Here is a 15,658-nt window from a genome sequence, read left to right on the forward strand (position 1 = left end):
TTAAGCCAAATAAAAACAGCGGCCTGCCAATTGGCAAGTCGCTGTTTTCGCGTCGGTCGTCCTAGTTTATTCTTTGGTAGCGACACCGCCGCCATTTTTCTTGATGATTTCTTCTTGGATGGACTTCGGTACTGGTTCGTAGTGATCGAAGGTCATCGTGAAGGTCCCACGGCCCTGAGTCGCGGAACGCAAGGTCGTCGCGTAACCGAACATTTCGGCCAGCGGTACCATCGAGTTCACGACTTGGGCGTTACCGCGGGCTTCCATGGCTTGAACCTTACCACGCCGGGCCGTCACTTGGCCCATGACATCGCCGAGGTATTCTTCAGGAGCGACGACTTCAACGTGCATGATCGGTTCCAAGATGACCGCGCCCGCTGCCTTGGAGGCATTGCGCAAGGCCAGAGAAGCGGCAACCTTAAAGGCGGCTTCAGAGGAATCGACTTCATGGTAAGACCCGTCATACAGCTTGGCCTTCACGTCGATCAGTGGGTAGCCGGCCAGAACACCATTGGCCATGGCTTCCTTCAGACCTTGCTCAACGGCTGGAATGTATTCACGTGGCACAACCCCACCAACGATGGCGTCTTCGAACTCGAAGCCTTTACCTTCTTCGTTCGGTGTGAATTCAATCCAAACATCCCCGTATTGCCCTTTACCACCGGACTGACGAATGAACTTACCTTGGGCGGAAGCTTGCTTCGTGAAGGTTTCACGGTAGGCAACTTGAGGTTCACCGACCTTGGCGCCAACCTTGAATTCGCGCTTCATCCGGTCAACCATGATGTCCAAATGCAATTCACCCATCCCGGCAATCAGCGTTTCGCCGGTTTCAGGGTTGGTTTCAGCACGGAACGTTGGGTCTTCTTCGGACAGCTTCTGCAAGGCCACATCCAGCTTATCGCGGTCTTCCTTAGAATCAGGCTCGATGGACACCTGGATAACAGGTTCAGGCACTTCGAGGGATTCGAGGATCAACGGGTGGTCAACATCCGTCAAGGAATCCCCAGTGGTCGTGTTCTTCAGGCCAATCGCCGCAGCGATATCACCGGAGAAGACTTCTGGAATTTCTTGACGCGTGTTACTGTGCATCTGCAGCAAACGACCGACACGTTCACGGACGTTCTTCGTGGCGTTAAGCACATAGGAACCGGCTTCCAATGTCCCGCTGTATACCCGAATGAAGGTCAAACGACCAACGAATGGGTCCGTAGCGATCTTAAAGGCCAAGGCAGCAAAGTTCTTGTCATCGCCGGCAGACAATTCAACCGGGTCGCCGGTTTCAGGATCCGTCGCGTTGTACGGCTTCACGTCCAGCGGAGATGGCAGGTAGTCGACAACGCCGTCAAGCATCATCTGCACACCCTTGTTCTTGAAGGCGGAACCGGCAAAGACTGGGAAGAATTCGAGGGCCAAAGTGGCCTTACGAATCGCAGCCTTCAGTTCGTCCTTAGAAATCTCTTCGCCTTCCAGGTACTTGTCCATGATGGCATCGTCGACGTCGGCCACCGCTTCAACCAATTCGTTATGCGCGGCTTCGGCTTCTTCCTTGTAGTCGTCAGGAATGTCAACAACATCCCATTCGGAACCAAGTTCGTCTTCGTCGTACAAGTCGGCCTTCATTTCGATCAGGTCAATGACCCCTTCGAAGTTGTCTTCGGCACCGATTGGCAGCTGCACGGCATGAGCATTGGCGCCTAAGCGTTCATGCAGCGTCTCAACGGAATACTTAAAGTCCGCGCCGACTTTGTCCATCTTGTTGACGAATACCAACCGCGGTACGGAATAAGTCGTCGCCTGACGCCAAACGTTTTCAGTCTGGGGTTCAACGCCGGCTTGGGCATCAAGCACCGTCACGGCACCATCAAGCACCCGCAAGGAACGCTCAACTTCAATGGTGAAGTCCACGTGCCCTGGCGTGTCAATGATGTTGATTCGGTGATCCTTCCAAAACGCCGTGGTCGCGGCGGAAGTGATCGTGATCCCACGTTCCTGTTCCTGCGGCATCCAGTCCATTTGTGAAGCCCCTTCATGGGTTTCACCAATTTTATGGATCTTACCGGTATAGTACAGGATCCGTTCAGTGGTCGTGGTCTTACCCGCATCGATATGGGCCATGATCCCGATGTTACGGGTCCGGTCCAGCGGAAATTCACGTTTATTGGCCATGTGAAAGTAATACTCCTCTCGAATAATTGTGCTGGATACAGAAATTGGCTACGTACCCGAATAGATGCATAGCCAACCCCTGATTACCAACGATAGTGTGCGAATGCCCGGTTGGCGTCAGCCATCTTATGGGTATCTTCACGCTTCTTAACTGCGGCACCGGTGTTGTTGGCCGCATCCATGATTTCCCGCGCGAGGCGTTCGTCCATTGTGTGCTCACCGCGGGCACGGGAGTACTGAACGAGCCAGCGTAGGCCAAGCGTCGTGCGCCGGTCTGGCCGCACTTCGATTGGTACCTGGTAGTTGGATCCACCGATCCGCCGGGCCTTGACTTCAAGGACAGGCATGACGTTCTTCATGGCCTGTTCGAAGACTTCAAGCGGTTCGTTACCGGAATCCTTCTTAATGATCTCGAATGCATCGTACAAAATAGTTTGCGCCTTACCGCGCTTGCCATCGACCATCAAGTGGTTGATCAGGCGGGTCACCAGCTTAGAATTGTAAACTGGATCAGGTAAGACGTCGCGTTTTGAAACACTGCCTTTACGTGGCATACTGATTTGCCTCCTCTAATCTTGCATGAGTGACTCATGCGTTACTCTAACGGCTTACTTCTTAGGGCGCTTGGCGCCGTACTTGGACCGGCTTTGCATCCGGCCGTCGACACCAGCAGTATCGAGCGCACCACGGATGATGTGATAACGAACCCCTGGCAAGTCCTTCACACGGCCGCCGCGAATCAAGACGACACTATGTTCCTGAAGGTTATGGCCTTCACCGGGGATATAAGCCGTGACTTCGATCAGGTTAGACAAACGCACACGAGCATACTTCCGCAAGGCGGAGTTAGGCTTCTTTGGCGTCATCGTGCCGACACGAGTGGCAACCCCACGCTTTTGCGGCGAAGGGGTGTTGGTTAAACTCTTCTTCTTACTGTTGTACCCGAAGTTCAGGGCTGGGGAGTCCGACTTCGTAGTCTTAGATTTACGACCTTGACGTACCAATTGGTTAATGGTTGGCATGTAAAGATCCTCCTTCCATGATTTCCTAGTTTTAAGTCCACACATCCAGGCGGTTCATTTTTTTGCCTAAAAAAACGGCCAACAAGATGGCGGCAAGGTTTTTTCACCAGCCGCGACCACTTGTCCGCACTACTGGAAAAAAGCACCTTTGATAGTGTACTATTTCTAATCCCCCAGTGTCAAGGCAATTTCTTGGCAAACTCCGGGCAAAAATCGCCGCGGGGTGGCGCTCGGCCATCGCGTAATCACCATAAAGGGGGAATTGCCATGGTCACACTCGCCTTTTTCATTGGCCTGACGTACTTTGCCTACGCGGATTGGCGGCTGCGCTCTGTGCCGGCGTGGCCGTTTACAAGCTGGTGTCTCTTGATCGCTGGACTAGACTATCTTACCTTACACCCGGGCTGGTGGCCAGTGGTGTGGACGGTGGCGTTTGTCCTGTTTGCCCGCGTCACCCGCGGGTTAGGGTCGGCTGACGTGTGGTTACTAGGGGTGATTGCCACCCGCTATGCGCTGCTGCCGGCGCTGTGGCTCGTGTTGCTGGCGTGCGGGACGACTTTCCTGCACGCCTTTGTGCGGCCAAGTGCCACCTATCCGTTCTTGGCGCACCTAGCTTTCGCTAGTGCCGTCGTCATCCTCATCTAAATCTTTGCGCGATTCGCCTTGCTAGGAAGTGTTTGATTTGGGAACAAGCTTGGGGCCTGCCTGCTGTGTCGGCGCATGAAACCTAGTGATTGAAGCAAGCGTGGTCTGTTGGCAGATCCAAAATTCTACGCGCGCAAAAAAAGGGTGAACCGCTTGGGTTCACCCTTTTTCATTACGCCTCCGGTTTGTCCGGAGTCGATGGTGTGGCGTCTTGTTCCTTCATTTGCTTCTCGAGATCGGAAATCGAGTAAACATTTTCGGACACGGTGCCAACAGTCTTTGGTTCCATGTGGCGATAGGTCGCCATCCCCGTCCCAGCAGGAATAATCTTCCCGATGATGACGTTTTCCTTCAAGCCGACCAGCGGATCGTTCTTGCCACGAATCGAGGCGTCGGTGAGGACGCGGGTCGTTTCCTGGAAGGACGCGGCGGACAGGAAGGAGTTGGTTTCCAGCGATGCCTTCGTGATCCCCAGCAGAACTGGGCGACCAGTGGCAGGCACGCCACCGGAAATCAGCGTATCGGTGTTACGATCCTTGAACTCGCTGATGTCCATCAACGTCCCCGGCAAAATGTCGGTGTCGCCTGGATCCATCACGCGAATCTTGCGCAGCATTTGCCGCACCATGACCTCAACGTGCTTATCGCCGATTTCAACCCCTTGCATACGATAGACCTTTTGGACTTCGTTAAGCAGGTAGTTTTCGGTAGTCATCACGTCGCGCACCTTGATCAATTGCTTCGGATCGATCGAGCCGCCCGTGAGCCGTTCGCCACGGTGAATGTGATCACCTTCGGTAACCGCAACGGAAGACGCGTATGGCACGCTGTAAGTCCGAGTATCGGTAGCGCCTTGCACCGTAATTTCGCGGGTATGCTCGGCAGGGTTCTCATCAATCGCGGTAATTTCACCCGTGACCTCACTGATGACCGCCAGCCCCTTTGGATTACGGGCTTCAAAAATTTCCTGAACACGAGGCAGCCCTTGGGTAATATCTTCGCCGCCGGCAACACCGCCGGTATGGAAGTTACGCATGGTCAGCTGCGTGCCGGGTTCGCCAATCGACTGGGCCGCAACGGTCCCGACGGCTTCGCCGACTTCAACGCCTTCGCCAGTGGCCATGTTCCGGCCGTAGCACTTCTGGCAAACGCCATGCTTCGTGTTGCAAGTGAAGACGGAGCGAATCGTGACGGTTTCTACACCGGCATCGACAATCTTTTGCGCCATGTCTTCATCCATCAGCGTGTCCTTTGGTACCAGAACGTCGCCGGTCTTCGGATCCAAGACACTCTTCATGGTGTAACGACCAACCAAGCGGTCATACAACGGCTCGATCATTTCGTTACCTTCACGAATGGCGGAAACATCAAGCCCGCGATCCGTACCACAATCTTCTTCACGCACGATGACGTCTTGAGCAACGTCGACCAGCCGCCGAGTCAGATAGCCAGAATCGGCCGTCTTCAACGCGGTATCGGTCATCCCTTTACGGGCACCATGGGTCGACATGAACATTTCCATAACGGACAGGCCTTCACGGAAGTTCGACAGAACAGGCACTTCCATCATCCCACCGTTAGGGGCAGCCATCAGGCCACGCATCCCGGCCAGCTGAGTAAAGTTCGAGATGTTACCACGGGCACCGGAATCACTCATCATGGAGATTGGGTTGTTCACGTCGAAAGTGTCGATCAGCTGTTGCTGAATGTCGTCCTTGGCGTCGTTCCAAATCGCGATCACGCGGTCATGGCGTTCCTCGTCGGTAATCAACCCACGCCGGAACTGCTTGGACACCGTCGCGACCTTCTTATGGGCCTCATCGACGATGGCAGCCTTTTGTGGCAAGGTCGGCACGTCGGCTACCCCAACGGTCAAGCCGGAGGTGGTGGCTTGAGTGTAACCCAGGGTCTTCATGTCATCCAACAAGTCGGATGTGCGTTGAACCTTGTAGACCTTGAACACTTCGGCAATGATGTCGGACAAGAAGCCCTTCTTGAACGGATCGATCAGCGGCGCATCGCTAAGGTAGGCGTGGATGTCTTCACCAGCTTGGATGAAGTACTTCGGCGCTACCCCGTTGACGATGTTGTCTTGGGTCGGTTCATTCAGGAATGGGAAGTCCGTCGGCATGATTTCGTTGAAAATCACCTTGCCGACAGAGGTCACCATGATCTTGTCGCGTTGGTCGTCAGTAAACGGCTTCTGCGGGAAGGAGTTGACGGCGATCCCAATGCGGCTGTGCAAATGCACGTAGCCATTTTGCAAGGCCATCAAGACTTCGTTGGTGTCCTTGAAGATCATGCCTTCGCCTTCGCGCCCTTTTTGCTCCATCGTCAGGTAGTAGTTCCCTAACACGATGTCCTGAGACGGCGTTACGATTGGCTTGCCATCCTTAGGCGCCAAGATATGGTGCGCCGCCAGCATCAGCAAGCGCGCTTCGGCCTGGGCCTCATCGGACAGCGGCACGTGAATGGCCATCTGGTCGCCATCAAAATCGGCGTTGTAAGCTTCACACACGATTGGGTGCAGACGCATCGCCTTACCATCAACTAAGACGGGTTCGAAAGCCTGGATCCCTAGACGGTGCAGCGTAGGCGCGCGGTTTAACAGAACCGGACGTTCCTTGATGACATCTTCGAGCACATCCCAGATGTCGTCATCTTCACGGTCGATCTTGCGGCGAGCATTTTTAATGTTGCTGGCCATGTCGCGGGCCACCAATTCACGCATCACAAACGGCTTGAACAATTCAAGCGCCATCGACCGCGGCAGGCCACATTGATAGAACTTCAACGTTGGCCCAACGTCGATAACGGAACGGCCAGAATAGTCAACCCGCTTACCCAGCAGGTTCTGACGGAAGCGGCCTTGCTTCCCCTTGAGCATATGGCTCAGGGACTTCAGCGGCCGGTTACCTGGGCCGGTAACGGGACGGCCACGCCGCCCGTTATCGATCAAGGCATCAACGGCTTCTTGCAGCATCCGCTTTTCGTTTTGGACGATGATGTTCGGCGCGTTCAGGTCCAACAGGCGCTTCAACCGGTTGTTACGGTTGATGACCCGCCGGTACAAGTCGTTCAGGTCGGACGTCGCAAACCGGCCGCCTTCCAACTGCACCATTGGCCGCAAGTCCGGTGGAATGACGGGAATCGTGTCCATGACCATCCAAGTCGGGTCGTTGCCGGACTTGTAAAAGGCATCCAAAATGTCCAAGCGGCGAATCGCACGGGTCCGCTTTTGGCCAGTGGCAGAATGCAGCTCTTCTTTAAGCTCAGCCACTTCCTTCGGCAGGTCAACGGCGGCAAGCAGTTCCTTGACCGCTTCGGCGCCCATCTTGGCCACGAAGCCGGGACCGTATTCCTCGCGCTTTTCACGGTATTCGCGTTCGGATAAGAGTTGCTTCTTCTCCAGCGCGGTATCGGCTGGGTCAATCACAACGTAAGACGCAAAGTAGATGACTTCTTCCAATGCCCGTGGGGACATGTCGAGAACCAGGCCCATGCGGCTTGGGATTCCCTTGAAGTACCAGATGTGGGTGACCGGGGCAGCCAATTCGATATGGCCCATGCGCTCACGGCGCACCTTGCTGCGCGTCACTTCGACGCCGCAACGGTCACAGACAATTCCCTTATACCGGATGCGCTTATACTTCCCGCAAGCACATTCCCAGTCCTTGGTTGGCCCGAAGATGCGCTCATCGAACAGTCCGTCACGCTCTGGCTTTAACGTCCGGTAGTTGATCGTTTCGGGCTTTTTAACTTCCCCATACGACCAGCTGCGGATCTTGTCAGGCGAGGCGAGACCGATCTGCATACTTTCAAACTTATTGACATCGATCAAAGGGCTAACCTCCTATTTTTTCTCGGTGGGGTCCAGCTTGTCGGTTGCCTGTGCGGCAGCCTCTTGAGCCTTCTTTTCTTCCTGCTCGGCGGCAAATTTCGCCAAGGCGTCGACGCTGACAATGTCATCGTCTTCGTCGTCCATGTCGCGCAGTTCGATTTCATTCTTATCTTGGTCGAGCACCTTCATGTCCAACCCGAGGGATTGCAGTTCCTTCACCAACACGCGGAAGGATTCTGGCACCCCAGGCTTTGGAATCGGTTCGCCCTTGACGATGGCTTCATAGGTCTTGACCCGGCCCACGACGTCATCGGACTTGTAGGTCAGGATTTCCTGCAGGGTGTAAGCCGCCCCGTAGGCTTCCAAGGCCCAGACTTCCATTTCCCCGAAGCGCTGGCCACCAAACTGAGCTTTACCACCCAGCGGCTGCTGCGTGACCAAGGAGTAAGGGCCGATGGAACGGGCATGGATCTTGTCGTCAACCATGTGCGCGAGTTTCATGTAGTACATGACCCCAACGGAGACCCGGTTTTCGAATGGTTCACCGGTGCGTCCATCATACAAGATGGACTTACCATCGCTGGCCATGCCGGCTTCCTTGACGGTGGCCCACAGGTCATCATCGTTGGCGCCGTCAAAGACTGGTGTAGCCACGTGGATGCCCAAGTTGCGGGCCGCCATCCCCAGATGCAGTTCAAGCACCTGCCCGATGTTCATCCGGGATGGCACACCCATTGGCGACAGGAGAATGTCAACCGGCGTGCCGTCTGGCAAGTATGGCATGTCTTCTTCGGGCACGACGATCGAAACCGTCCCTTTGTTCCCGTGGCGACCGGCCATCTTATCGCCGACTTGAATCTTCCGCTTCTGAGTGATGTAAACGCGGACCATCATGTTGACACCAGGAGATAATTCATCCCCGGCTTCACGGGTGAAGATCCGGACGTTTTGGATGATGCCGCCGCCGCCATGAGGAACCCGCAGCGAGGTATCACGCACTTCACGCGCCTTTTCACCGAAAATGGCGTGCAACAGGCGCTCTTCGGCACTGAGCTCGGTTACCCCTTTAGGCGTCACCTTGCCGACCAAAATATCACCGTCGCGCACTTCCGCACCGATGCGGACGATCCCAAACTCGTCGAGGTCCTTGAGGGCTTCTTCGCCGACGTTTGGAATTTCGCGCGTGATTTCTTCAGGCCCAAGCTTGGTGTCCCGGGCTTCTGATTCGTATTCTTCAATATGAATCGAGGTATAGCTATCGTCTTTCACCAACCGCTCGGACAACACAATGGCGTCTTCGTAGTTGTACATGTTCCACGTCATGAAGGCGATGATTGGGTTTTGCCCCAATGCCAGCTCGCCGTTTTCCATGGCTGGCCCGTCGGCGATGATTTCATCAGCGTCAACCGTATCGCCAAGGCGCACGATTGGCCGCTGGTTGTAGTTCTTCCCGGCGTTACTGCGGCGGAACTTCATCAGGTTATACTTGTCGACGGCCCCGTCTTCGCGCCGAATCTGAATGCGCTTGGCATCCACATATTCGACCTTGCCGGCGTGCTTAGCCAGCACGGCAATCCCGGAGTCATGGGCGGCCTTGTATTCCATGCCAGTCCCGACCAGTGGCGCGTGCGGGTTCACCAACGGCACAGCCTGCCGTTGCATGTTCGCGCCCATCAGCGCACGGTTAGAGTCGTCGTTTTCCAAGAACGGAATGCAGGCAGTCGCCACGGCGACAACCTGTTTCGGCGAAACGTCCATGTAGTCGATGTGATCGGCGGTGGTTTCAATGTTTTCATCCTTCGCCCGGGCCAGGATGGTGTCTTCAGCAAAAGACCCATCGTCATTCAGCGGGGCGTTGGCTTGGGCGACAACGTAATTATCTTCCTCATCGGCTGTCAAATAGTCGATCCGGTCGGTTACCTTGTGGTCCTGCCAGGAAACGCGCCGGTATGGCGTTTCGATAAAGCCATACGGGTTCACCACGGCATAGGAAGCCAGGGAGTTAATCAGCCCAATGTTCGGGCCTTCAGGGGTTTCAATCGGGCACATCCGGCCGTAATGCGTATAGTGCACGTCCCGGACTTCATACCCGGCGCGATCACGCGTCAAACCACCAGGGCCAAGGGCAGACAGGCGCCGCTTATGCGTTAATTCGCCCAACGGGTTCGTCTGGTCCATGAACTGAGACAGCTGAGAACTGCCGAAGAATTCCTTGATGGAAGCCACGACTGGCCGAATGTTGATCAACTGCTGCGGCGTGATGGTCGCGGTGTCTTGAATCGACATCCGCTCGCGCACGACCCGTTCCATCCGGGACAGCCCGATGCGGAACTGGTTTTGCAGTAATTCACCGACACTGCGGATCCGGCGGTTGCCCAAGTGATCGATATCATCGGTAGAGCCGAGGCCTTCTTGCAGGTTCAAGAAGTAGTTCATCGACGCGATGATGTCGGCTGGCAACAGGTGCTTGGCCTTCTTGTCGATATGACCGTTGCCAATTAGGTTGATGACCTTCTCCGGGTTGACTTGGGAGTACACCTTGATCATTTGAATCGTCATCGGATCGGTAACGACGCCTTGGTCGGACGGCTGGTAGGTCACCGTCTTGAAGTCATCGCGGTCGAGGTAGTCACTGAGGGTTTCCATCACGTGGCGATCGATCTTCGTGTCTTTTTGCACGATGACCTCGCCAGTATCTGGATCCGCCAACGTTTCGGCGACGGTTTGACCCAACAACCGAGTCTTCAGGCTAAGCTTCTTGTTGACCTTATAGCGGCCAACGTTGGCCAGGTCATAGCGCTTTGGATCAAAGAACCGCGCATACAGCAAGGAGCGGCTAGAATCGGCCGTCTTTGGTTCGCCTGGGCGAAGGCGTTCGTAAATGTCCTTCAACGCCTCGTCGGTGCGGGAGTCATCGGTATTCTTGTGAATATCCTTTTCCAAGGTCAGCATCAACGAATCGTTGTCGCCGAACATGTTGATGATGTCTTGGTCGGCACCAAAACCCAAGGCCCGTACGAGCTCGGTCAACGGAATCTTCCGCGTCCGGTCGATGCGCACATAGGCAATATCCTTGGCGTCGGTTTCGTATTCCAACCAGGCCCCACGGTTAGGAATCACCGTCGTGCCGTAAGTGGTCCGCGAGTTCTTGTCGACTTCACTGTTGTAGTAAACGCCAGGGGAGCGGACCAATTGGGAAACGATGACCCGTTCGGCGCCGTTGATGATGAAAGTCCCTTGGTCGGTCATCAATGGAAAGTCCCCAAAGAAGACGTCTTGGCTCTTGATTTCACCAGTTTCGTGGTTGGTCAAGCGTAAGGTCACGTGCAGCGGTGCGGAGAAGTTGGCGTCGTGTTGGCGCGCTTCTTCGACGGTATACTTCGGTTCCAACAGCTGATAGTCGACGTATTCCAAGGACAGCTTGCCCTGGAAGTCAGCAATCGGCATGATATCGTCAAAGGTCTCCTTGAGGCCTTCGTCGAGGAACCACTGGTACGAGTTGGTTTGAATCTCGATCAGGTTCGGCAGATCGAGCACTTCTTTGATGCGAGAATAGGAACGGCGGGTCCGGTGCTTGCCGTAATTCACTAAGTGTCCTACCAATATGTTCACCCCTCTATATAATCCTGGCGACAGTTTGTAAATATTGTGTAAACAATATTAAAATTGCGTTACATCTCCGTTTTAGACCACCTTTTGCGCAAACAAAAACCAAAAGCAGTTGGGTCACATTACCCGACTACTTTTGGTTCCCTATGCGCCGCAACGGACAATAGATCGCCGCGACTTGCTGTCCAAACTAAAGTGCAATTGTATTCATCATACGCAGTCTGGGCTGCCCTGTCAAGCTAGGCGTGCACCGGCTCCTGCTGCACTTGCGGGTGGTGCGTGGTGAACGTCAGCTTGCCTTGCTTGGCGCCAATCGTCACCGTGTCACCAGGCTGCGCGTCGCCAGTAAGCACGAGCTCACTCAGCCGGTCCTCCACATCCCGTTGCAATGCGCGCCGAATCGGCCGCGCGCCGTATTCGGGATCAAAACCATTCTTCGCCACCACGTTGATGGCCGCCGGGGTCATCTTGACGTGGATGTCTTGGTCATCCAGGCGTTGCAGCACTGTCTTGGCCATAATCTTGACGATTTGGTGCAGTTCCTGCTTGCCCAAACTATGGAAGACCACGGTTTCGTCGATCCGGTTCAGGAATTCTGGCCGGAACGCATGCTTGAGCTCCTCGAGCATGCGGCTTTGCATGGCCTTGAAGTCGTGATTCAACTGGCTGGCGCCAAAGCCCACGCTCTTGTCGTCACGCAACGCCGTGGCCCCAATGTTCGAGGTCATGATCAAAATCGTGTTGCGAAAATCGACGCGGCGGCCCTTGGCGTCGGTCAAATAGCCATCATCGAGGACTTGCAACAGAATGTTGAACACATCCGGGTGCGCTTTTTCCACTTCATCGAGCAAGACGACGGAGTATGGCTTGTTGCGCACCTTCTCAGTGAGTTGGCCGCCTTCCTCGTAACCGACATACCCCGGCGCCGCGCCAATCAGCCGGCTGGTGCTGTATTTCTCCATGTACTCGGACATGTCGACGCGAATCATCGCGTCTTCCGTGCCAAACATTGCCTCGGCAAGCGCCTTAGCCAGCTCCGTCTTGCCGACCCCCGTTGGGCCGAGGAACATGAATGAGCCGATTGGCCGCGTTGGGTCCTTCAACCCACTGCGCGCCCGGCGAATCGCCCGCGCCACGGCGGACACCGCTTCGTCTTGGCCGACGACGCGTTCGTGAAGCACCTTTTCCAAGTTGACCAGGCGTTCGCTTTCCTTTTTCCGCAGCTGAGTCACCGGCACGCCGGTCCACTGGGCCACAACCGCGGCCACGTCTTCCGCCGAAACGACAACGTCTTGGCGCACCCCATGGTCATTGACTGGTTCAGGGGCAGCCTGCAGCTTGGCGCGCAGTTTTTGCTCCTTCTCGCGAATTGCCGCGGCGGCCTCGAAGTCTTGATGCGCAATCGCCTCGTCCTTGGCTGCCACGGTGTCGGCCAGCCGCTTTTGCAGCTTGTCGACCTTGGTTGGCTTGTCGGCCTCGTCCAACCGCACCTTCGCCGCACTTTCGTCGATTAAATCGATGGCCTTATCCGGCAGAAAGCGAGACGTGATGTAGCGACTAGATAAGGTTACGGCTTCATGCAGCGCCTCATCGGAAATGGCAATGCCGTGGTGCTCTTCATAGCGCGGCCGCAACCCGCGGAGAATCTCCTCGGTTTCAGCTTGGCTTGGCTCATCAACTTGAATCGTCGCAAACCGGCGCTCCAAGGCGGCGTCTTTTTCGATGTACTTTTGGTACTCGTCTAAGGTCGTTGCCCCGATCAGTTGCAACTCGCCACGCGCCAAAGCCGGCTTCAAGATGTTGCTTGCGTCAATAGCGCCTTCAGCACCGCCGGCCCCAATCAAGGTGTGCAACTCATCAATAAACAGGATGACATTGCGGTCTTGGTAGATTTCATCGATGATCTTCTTCAAGCGGTCCTCAAACTCGCCACGATACTTCGTGCCGGCGACCAGCGACCCCATGTCAAGCATCATCAGGCGCTTGTTTTGCATGTCGGCTGGCACGGTGCCCGCGACGATTTTTTCCGCGAAACCTTCCGCAATCGCAGTTTTGCCGACACCAGGCTCACCAATCAGCACCGGGTTATTCTTCGTGCGCCGCGCCAAGATTTGAATCAGGCGCCGCACTTCCTTGTCCCGGCCCACCACGGGATCCATTCGCGACTCGCGCGCCAGCTGGGTCAGGTCCCGAGCCAGGTTATCCAGCGTTGGGGTGCCTTGGCTAGCGGACTTGCCGGCGTTGGCCCGGCTGCCGGAACGTTTGGCGGCGGACTCGGTGATGCCCATTTTCTTCAGCACGACTTGGCGAGTCTTGGACAGACTGAGGTCCAGGTTTTGCAAAATCCGGGCGGCTAAAATATCGTCTTCCCGCAGCAAGCCTAACAAGATATGCTCGGTGCCAATTTTCAACGCGCCGAGGCGCTTGGCCTCATCACCGGCGAAACTCAGGACTTCCTTACCCTTTGGCGAATAAGGCAAATAGCTGTCCGCTTTTTGCCGGGCTGCATCCACCGTACCGTAACCGGTAAAGCGCTCGATTTCATCGTGCACATCCGCCTCGGAAACGGATAGTTGCCGCAGGGCCTTGCCGGCGATGCCTTCTTGTTCGATGACCAAGGCCATCAACAAGTGCTCGGTGCCAACGGCGTGATGCCGGAACTGTTTGGCCTGTTCCTGCGCGATTAATAAGACATTCTTAGCACTTGGTGTAAATAGATTATCCATAAGCGAACTCCTTTGCTACGTCGACGTAGGTTGCTACCTTTGATACCGCAAACTCTCCAAAAACGCAAGCAGCAATCTGCTTCGCAATCGGTCCTCACTGACGCGATCGGTTCCACCCAGCGTTTGGTGGGCCAAAATATTGACCATCAATTGCCCGGTGGCCTGATCGATAATCCCATCATCAAATAACTGCTGGATCAGCGCCACGCCATCCGACTCACGCACTGCCTTGGGGACATGTGCGATGAGGTTGGCCACCACTTCCTGACTCGAACTTGCCTGCACCTTGAGGATGCGAATGTAGCCACCCCCGCCGCGCTTGCTTTCGACCAAATAGCCGCGCTCCGGCGTGAATCGAGTCTTAATCACGTAGTTAATCTGTGATGGCACGCAATTAAACTGATCCGCCACCTCTGCGCGGCTAATCACGCACTGGGGGTCGTCGCTCAGCATGGCCTTGAGATAGCGTTCGATAATATCCGACATATTCTGTCCTGGCATGCAATCATCCTTTGACTTTGACTAATGTTGACTAACATTATACACGAGCTTACCAAAAATGCGAGGACAAAAAAATCGACGTCAACAACGTCGATTGATTGATCGGGAAAACGGGATTCGAACCCACGACCTCTACGTCCCGAACGTAGCGCTCTACCAAGCTGAGCTATTTCCCGATGAAGCGGAAGACGAGATTCGAACTCGCGACCCCCACCATGGCAAGGTGATGTTCTACCACTGAACTACTTCCGCATCTGTATTCAATTCTGTTTGCCAGAGGCAATGCACCCAGTAGGAGTCGAACCTACAACCTTCTGATTCGTAGTCAGACACTCTATCCAGTTGCGCTATGGGTGCAAGATAACATGCCGAGAGTCGGGTTCGAACCGACACGGTTATCACTAACCGCAGGATTTTAAGTCCTGTGCGTCTACCAGTTTCGCCATCCCGGCAGAAAGTGGAAAGCGGAAGACGAGATTCGAACTCGCGACCCCCACCATGGCAAGGTGATGTTCTACCACTGAACTACTTCCGCATTAAATTGTTGGTAGTACTGCCGACTAGAGGGTTCGAACCTCCGACCCCCTGTTTACAAGACAGGTGCTCTGCCAGCTGAGCTAAGTCGGCATCGATGCGGGTGAAGGGACTCGAACCCCCATGGTTAAAAACCACTAGAACCTAAATCTAGCGCGTCTGCCAGTTCCGCCACACCCGCAGCAAAAACGTTCTAATGGCAAATGAGCCGTGACAGGCTCGAACTGTCGACCCACGGATTAAAAGTCCGTTGCTCTACCAACTGAGCTAACGGCTCAATGGAGGATACAGGGCTCGAACCTGTGACCCTCTGCTTGTAAGGCAGACGCTCTCCCAACTGAGCTAATCCTCCATAAAAAGCGCGGCAGCTTCCTACCCTCGCAGGCAGTCACCCACCAACTACTCTCGGCGTAGAGAAGCTTAACTTCTGTGTTCGGCATGGGAACAGGTGTATCCTTCTCGCTATCGCCACCGCACTTCTTGGGAACAAACAGGACTTACGTCCAGTTTGTACATTTCTCTAAGTTCGCTTCGCTCACCAAGAGAAATTGTAAGAGCTTTGCGCTCTCAAAACTGGCTATCATTGTTTTTTCGTGTTGCGGAGAACCGTA

Annotated in this window: 8 protein-coding genes, 9 tRNA genes and 1 rRNA gene; 1 reads left to right on the forward strand and 17 read right to left on the reverse strand. The window is 55.0% G+C overall.

The window, feature by feature from the left end; all coding sequences use genetic code 11:
• Window positions 1–66 precede the first annotated feature (66 nt).
• The 3 genes from fusA to rpsL form a co-directional block, all read right to left on the reverse strand.
• The gene (fusA, locus tag FD02_RS09180; RefSeq protein WP_056951881.1) at window positions 67–2,169 is read right to left on the reverse strand and encodes an elongation factor G; all 2,103 of its coding nucleotides are present in this window, start codon (window positions 2,167–2,169) and stop codon (window positions 67–69) included.
• 83 nt (window positions 2,170–2,252) lie between these two features.
• Window positions 2,253–2,723, reverse strand: a complete 471-nt coding sequence (gene rpsG / locus FD02_RS09185) for a 30S ribosomal protein S7 (protein WP_054722390.1) — start codon at window positions 2,721–2,723, stop codon at window positions 2,253–2,255.
• A 54-nt stretch (window positions 2,724–2,777) separates the two neighbouring features.
• Window positions 2,778–3,191, reverse strand: coding sequence for a 30S ribosomal protein S12 (gene rpsL, locus FD02_RS09190; RefSeq protein ID WP_056951882.1), 414 nt, complete (start codon window positions 3,189–3,191; stop codon window positions 2,778–2,780).
• Between the two features lie 267 nt (window positions 3,192–3,458).
• Between rpsL and FD02_RS09195 the strand changes: the two genes are divergently transcribed.
• Window positions 3,459–3,836: a hypothetical protein gene (locus tag FD02_RS09195; protein ID WP_054722385.1), complete on the forward strand. Its 378-nt coding sequence runs from the start codon at window positions 3,459–3,461 to the stop codon at window positions 3,834–3,836.
• 172 nt (window positions 3,837–4,008) lie between these two features.
• On the opposite strand, the gene rpoC is transcribed toward FD02_RS09195, so the two are convergent.
• From rpoC to rrf, 14 genes are all read right to left on the reverse strand, one after another.
• The gene (gene rpoC / locus FD02_RS09200) at window positions 4,009–7,677 is read right to left on the reverse strand and encodes a DNA-directed RNA polymerase subunit beta' (protein ID WP_056951884.1); all 3,669 of its coding nucleotides are present in this window, start codon (window positions 7,675–7,677) and stop codon (window positions 4,009–4,011) included.
• Between the two features lie 12 nt (window positions 7,678–7,689).
• Entirely contained in the window at window positions 7,690–11,280 is a 3,591-nt protein-coding gene (gene rpoB, locus FD02_RS09205) for a DNA-directed RNA polymerase subunit beta (protein WP_056951886.1), read from the reverse strand.
• Window positions 11,281–11,525: 245 nt separating this feature from the next.
• A complete protein-coding gene (locus FD02_RS09210) occupies window positions 11,526–14,012 on the reverse strand; it encodes an ATP-dependent Clp protease ATP-binding subunit (RefSeq protein ID WP_056951888.1) in 2,487 nt (828 codons plus the stop codon).
• Between the two features lie 33 nt (window positions 14,013–14,045).
• Window positions 14,046–14,513, reverse strand: coding sequence for a CtsR family transcriptional regulator (locus FD02_RS09215; RefSeq protein ID WP_054722382.1), 468 nt, complete (start codon window positions 14,511–14,513; stop codon window positions 14,046–14,048).
• Between the two features lie 102 nt (window positions 14,514–14,615).
• Window positions 14,616–14,689 (reverse strand) — tRNA-Pro (locus FD02_RS09220).
• 4 nt (window positions 14,690–14,693) lie between these two features.
• A tRNA-Gly gene (locus FD02_RS09225) sits at window positions 14,694–14,765 on the reverse strand.
• A gap of 31 nt (window positions 14,766–14,796) precedes the next feature.
• Window positions 14,797–14,870 (reverse strand) — tRNA-Arg (locus FD02_RS09230).
• A gap of 9 nt (window positions 14,871–14,879) precedes the next feature.
• Window positions 14,880–14,965 (reverse strand) — tRNA-Leu (locus FD02_RS09235).
• Window positions 14,966–14,976: 11 nt separating this feature from the next.
• Window positions 14,977–15,048, reverse strand: a tRNA-Gly gene (locus FD02_RS09240).
• A 19-nt stretch (window positions 15,049–15,067) separates the two neighbouring features.
• Window positions 15,068–15,140: transfer RNA gene (locus FD02_RS09245), tRNA-Thr, on the reverse strand.
• 5 nt (window positions 15,141–15,145) lie between these two features.
• A tRNA-Leu gene (locus FD02_RS09250) sits at window positions 15,146–15,228 on the reverse strand.
• A gap of 23 nt (window positions 15,229–15,251) precedes the next feature.
• Window positions 15,252–15,324, reverse strand: a tRNA-Lys gene (locus tag FD02_RS09255).
• Window positions 15,325–15,326: 2 nt separating this feature from the next.
• Window positions 15,327–15,399: transfer RNA gene (locus tag FD02_RS09260), tRNA-Val, on the reverse strand.
• A 7-nt stretch (window positions 15,400–15,406) separates the two neighbouring features.
• A 5S ribosomal RNA gene (gene rrf / locus FD02_RS09265) occupies window positions 15,407–15,523 on the reverse strand.
• Window positions 15,524–15,658: the final 135 nt, after the last annotated feature.

The organism is Lacticaseibacillus nasuensis JCM 17158 (genome assembly GCF_001434705.1).
GTDB lineage: Bacteria > Bacillota > Bacilli > Lactobacillales > Lactobacillaceae > Lacticaseibacillus > Lacticaseibacillus nasuensis.

Bases quoted from the DNA above. Each gene is read 5' to 3' on its own strand.
- fusA (WP_056951881.1), bottom strand. From the start codon at position 2,169: ATGGCCAATAAACGTGAATTTCCGCTGGACCGGACCCGTAACATCGGG.
- rpsG (WP_054722390.1), bottom strand. From the start codon at position 2,723: ATGCCACGTAAAGGCAGTGTTTCAAAACGCGACGTCTTACCTGATCCA.
- rpsL (WP_056951882.1), bottom strand. From the start codon at position 3,191: ATGCCAACCATTAACCAATTGGTACGTCAAGGTCGTAAATCTAAGACT.
- FD02_RS09195 (WP_054722385.1), top strand. From the start codon at position 3,459: ATGGTCACACTCGCCTTTTTCATTGGCCTGACGTACTTTGCCTACGCG.
- FD02_RS09210 (WP_056951888.1), bottom strand. From the start codon at position 14,012: ATGGATAATCTATTTACACCAAGTGCTAAGAATGTCTTATTAATCGCG.
- FD02_RS09215 (WP_054722382.1), bottom strand. From the start codon at position 14,513: ATGCCAGGACAGAATATGTCGGATATTATCGAACGCTATCTCAAGGCC.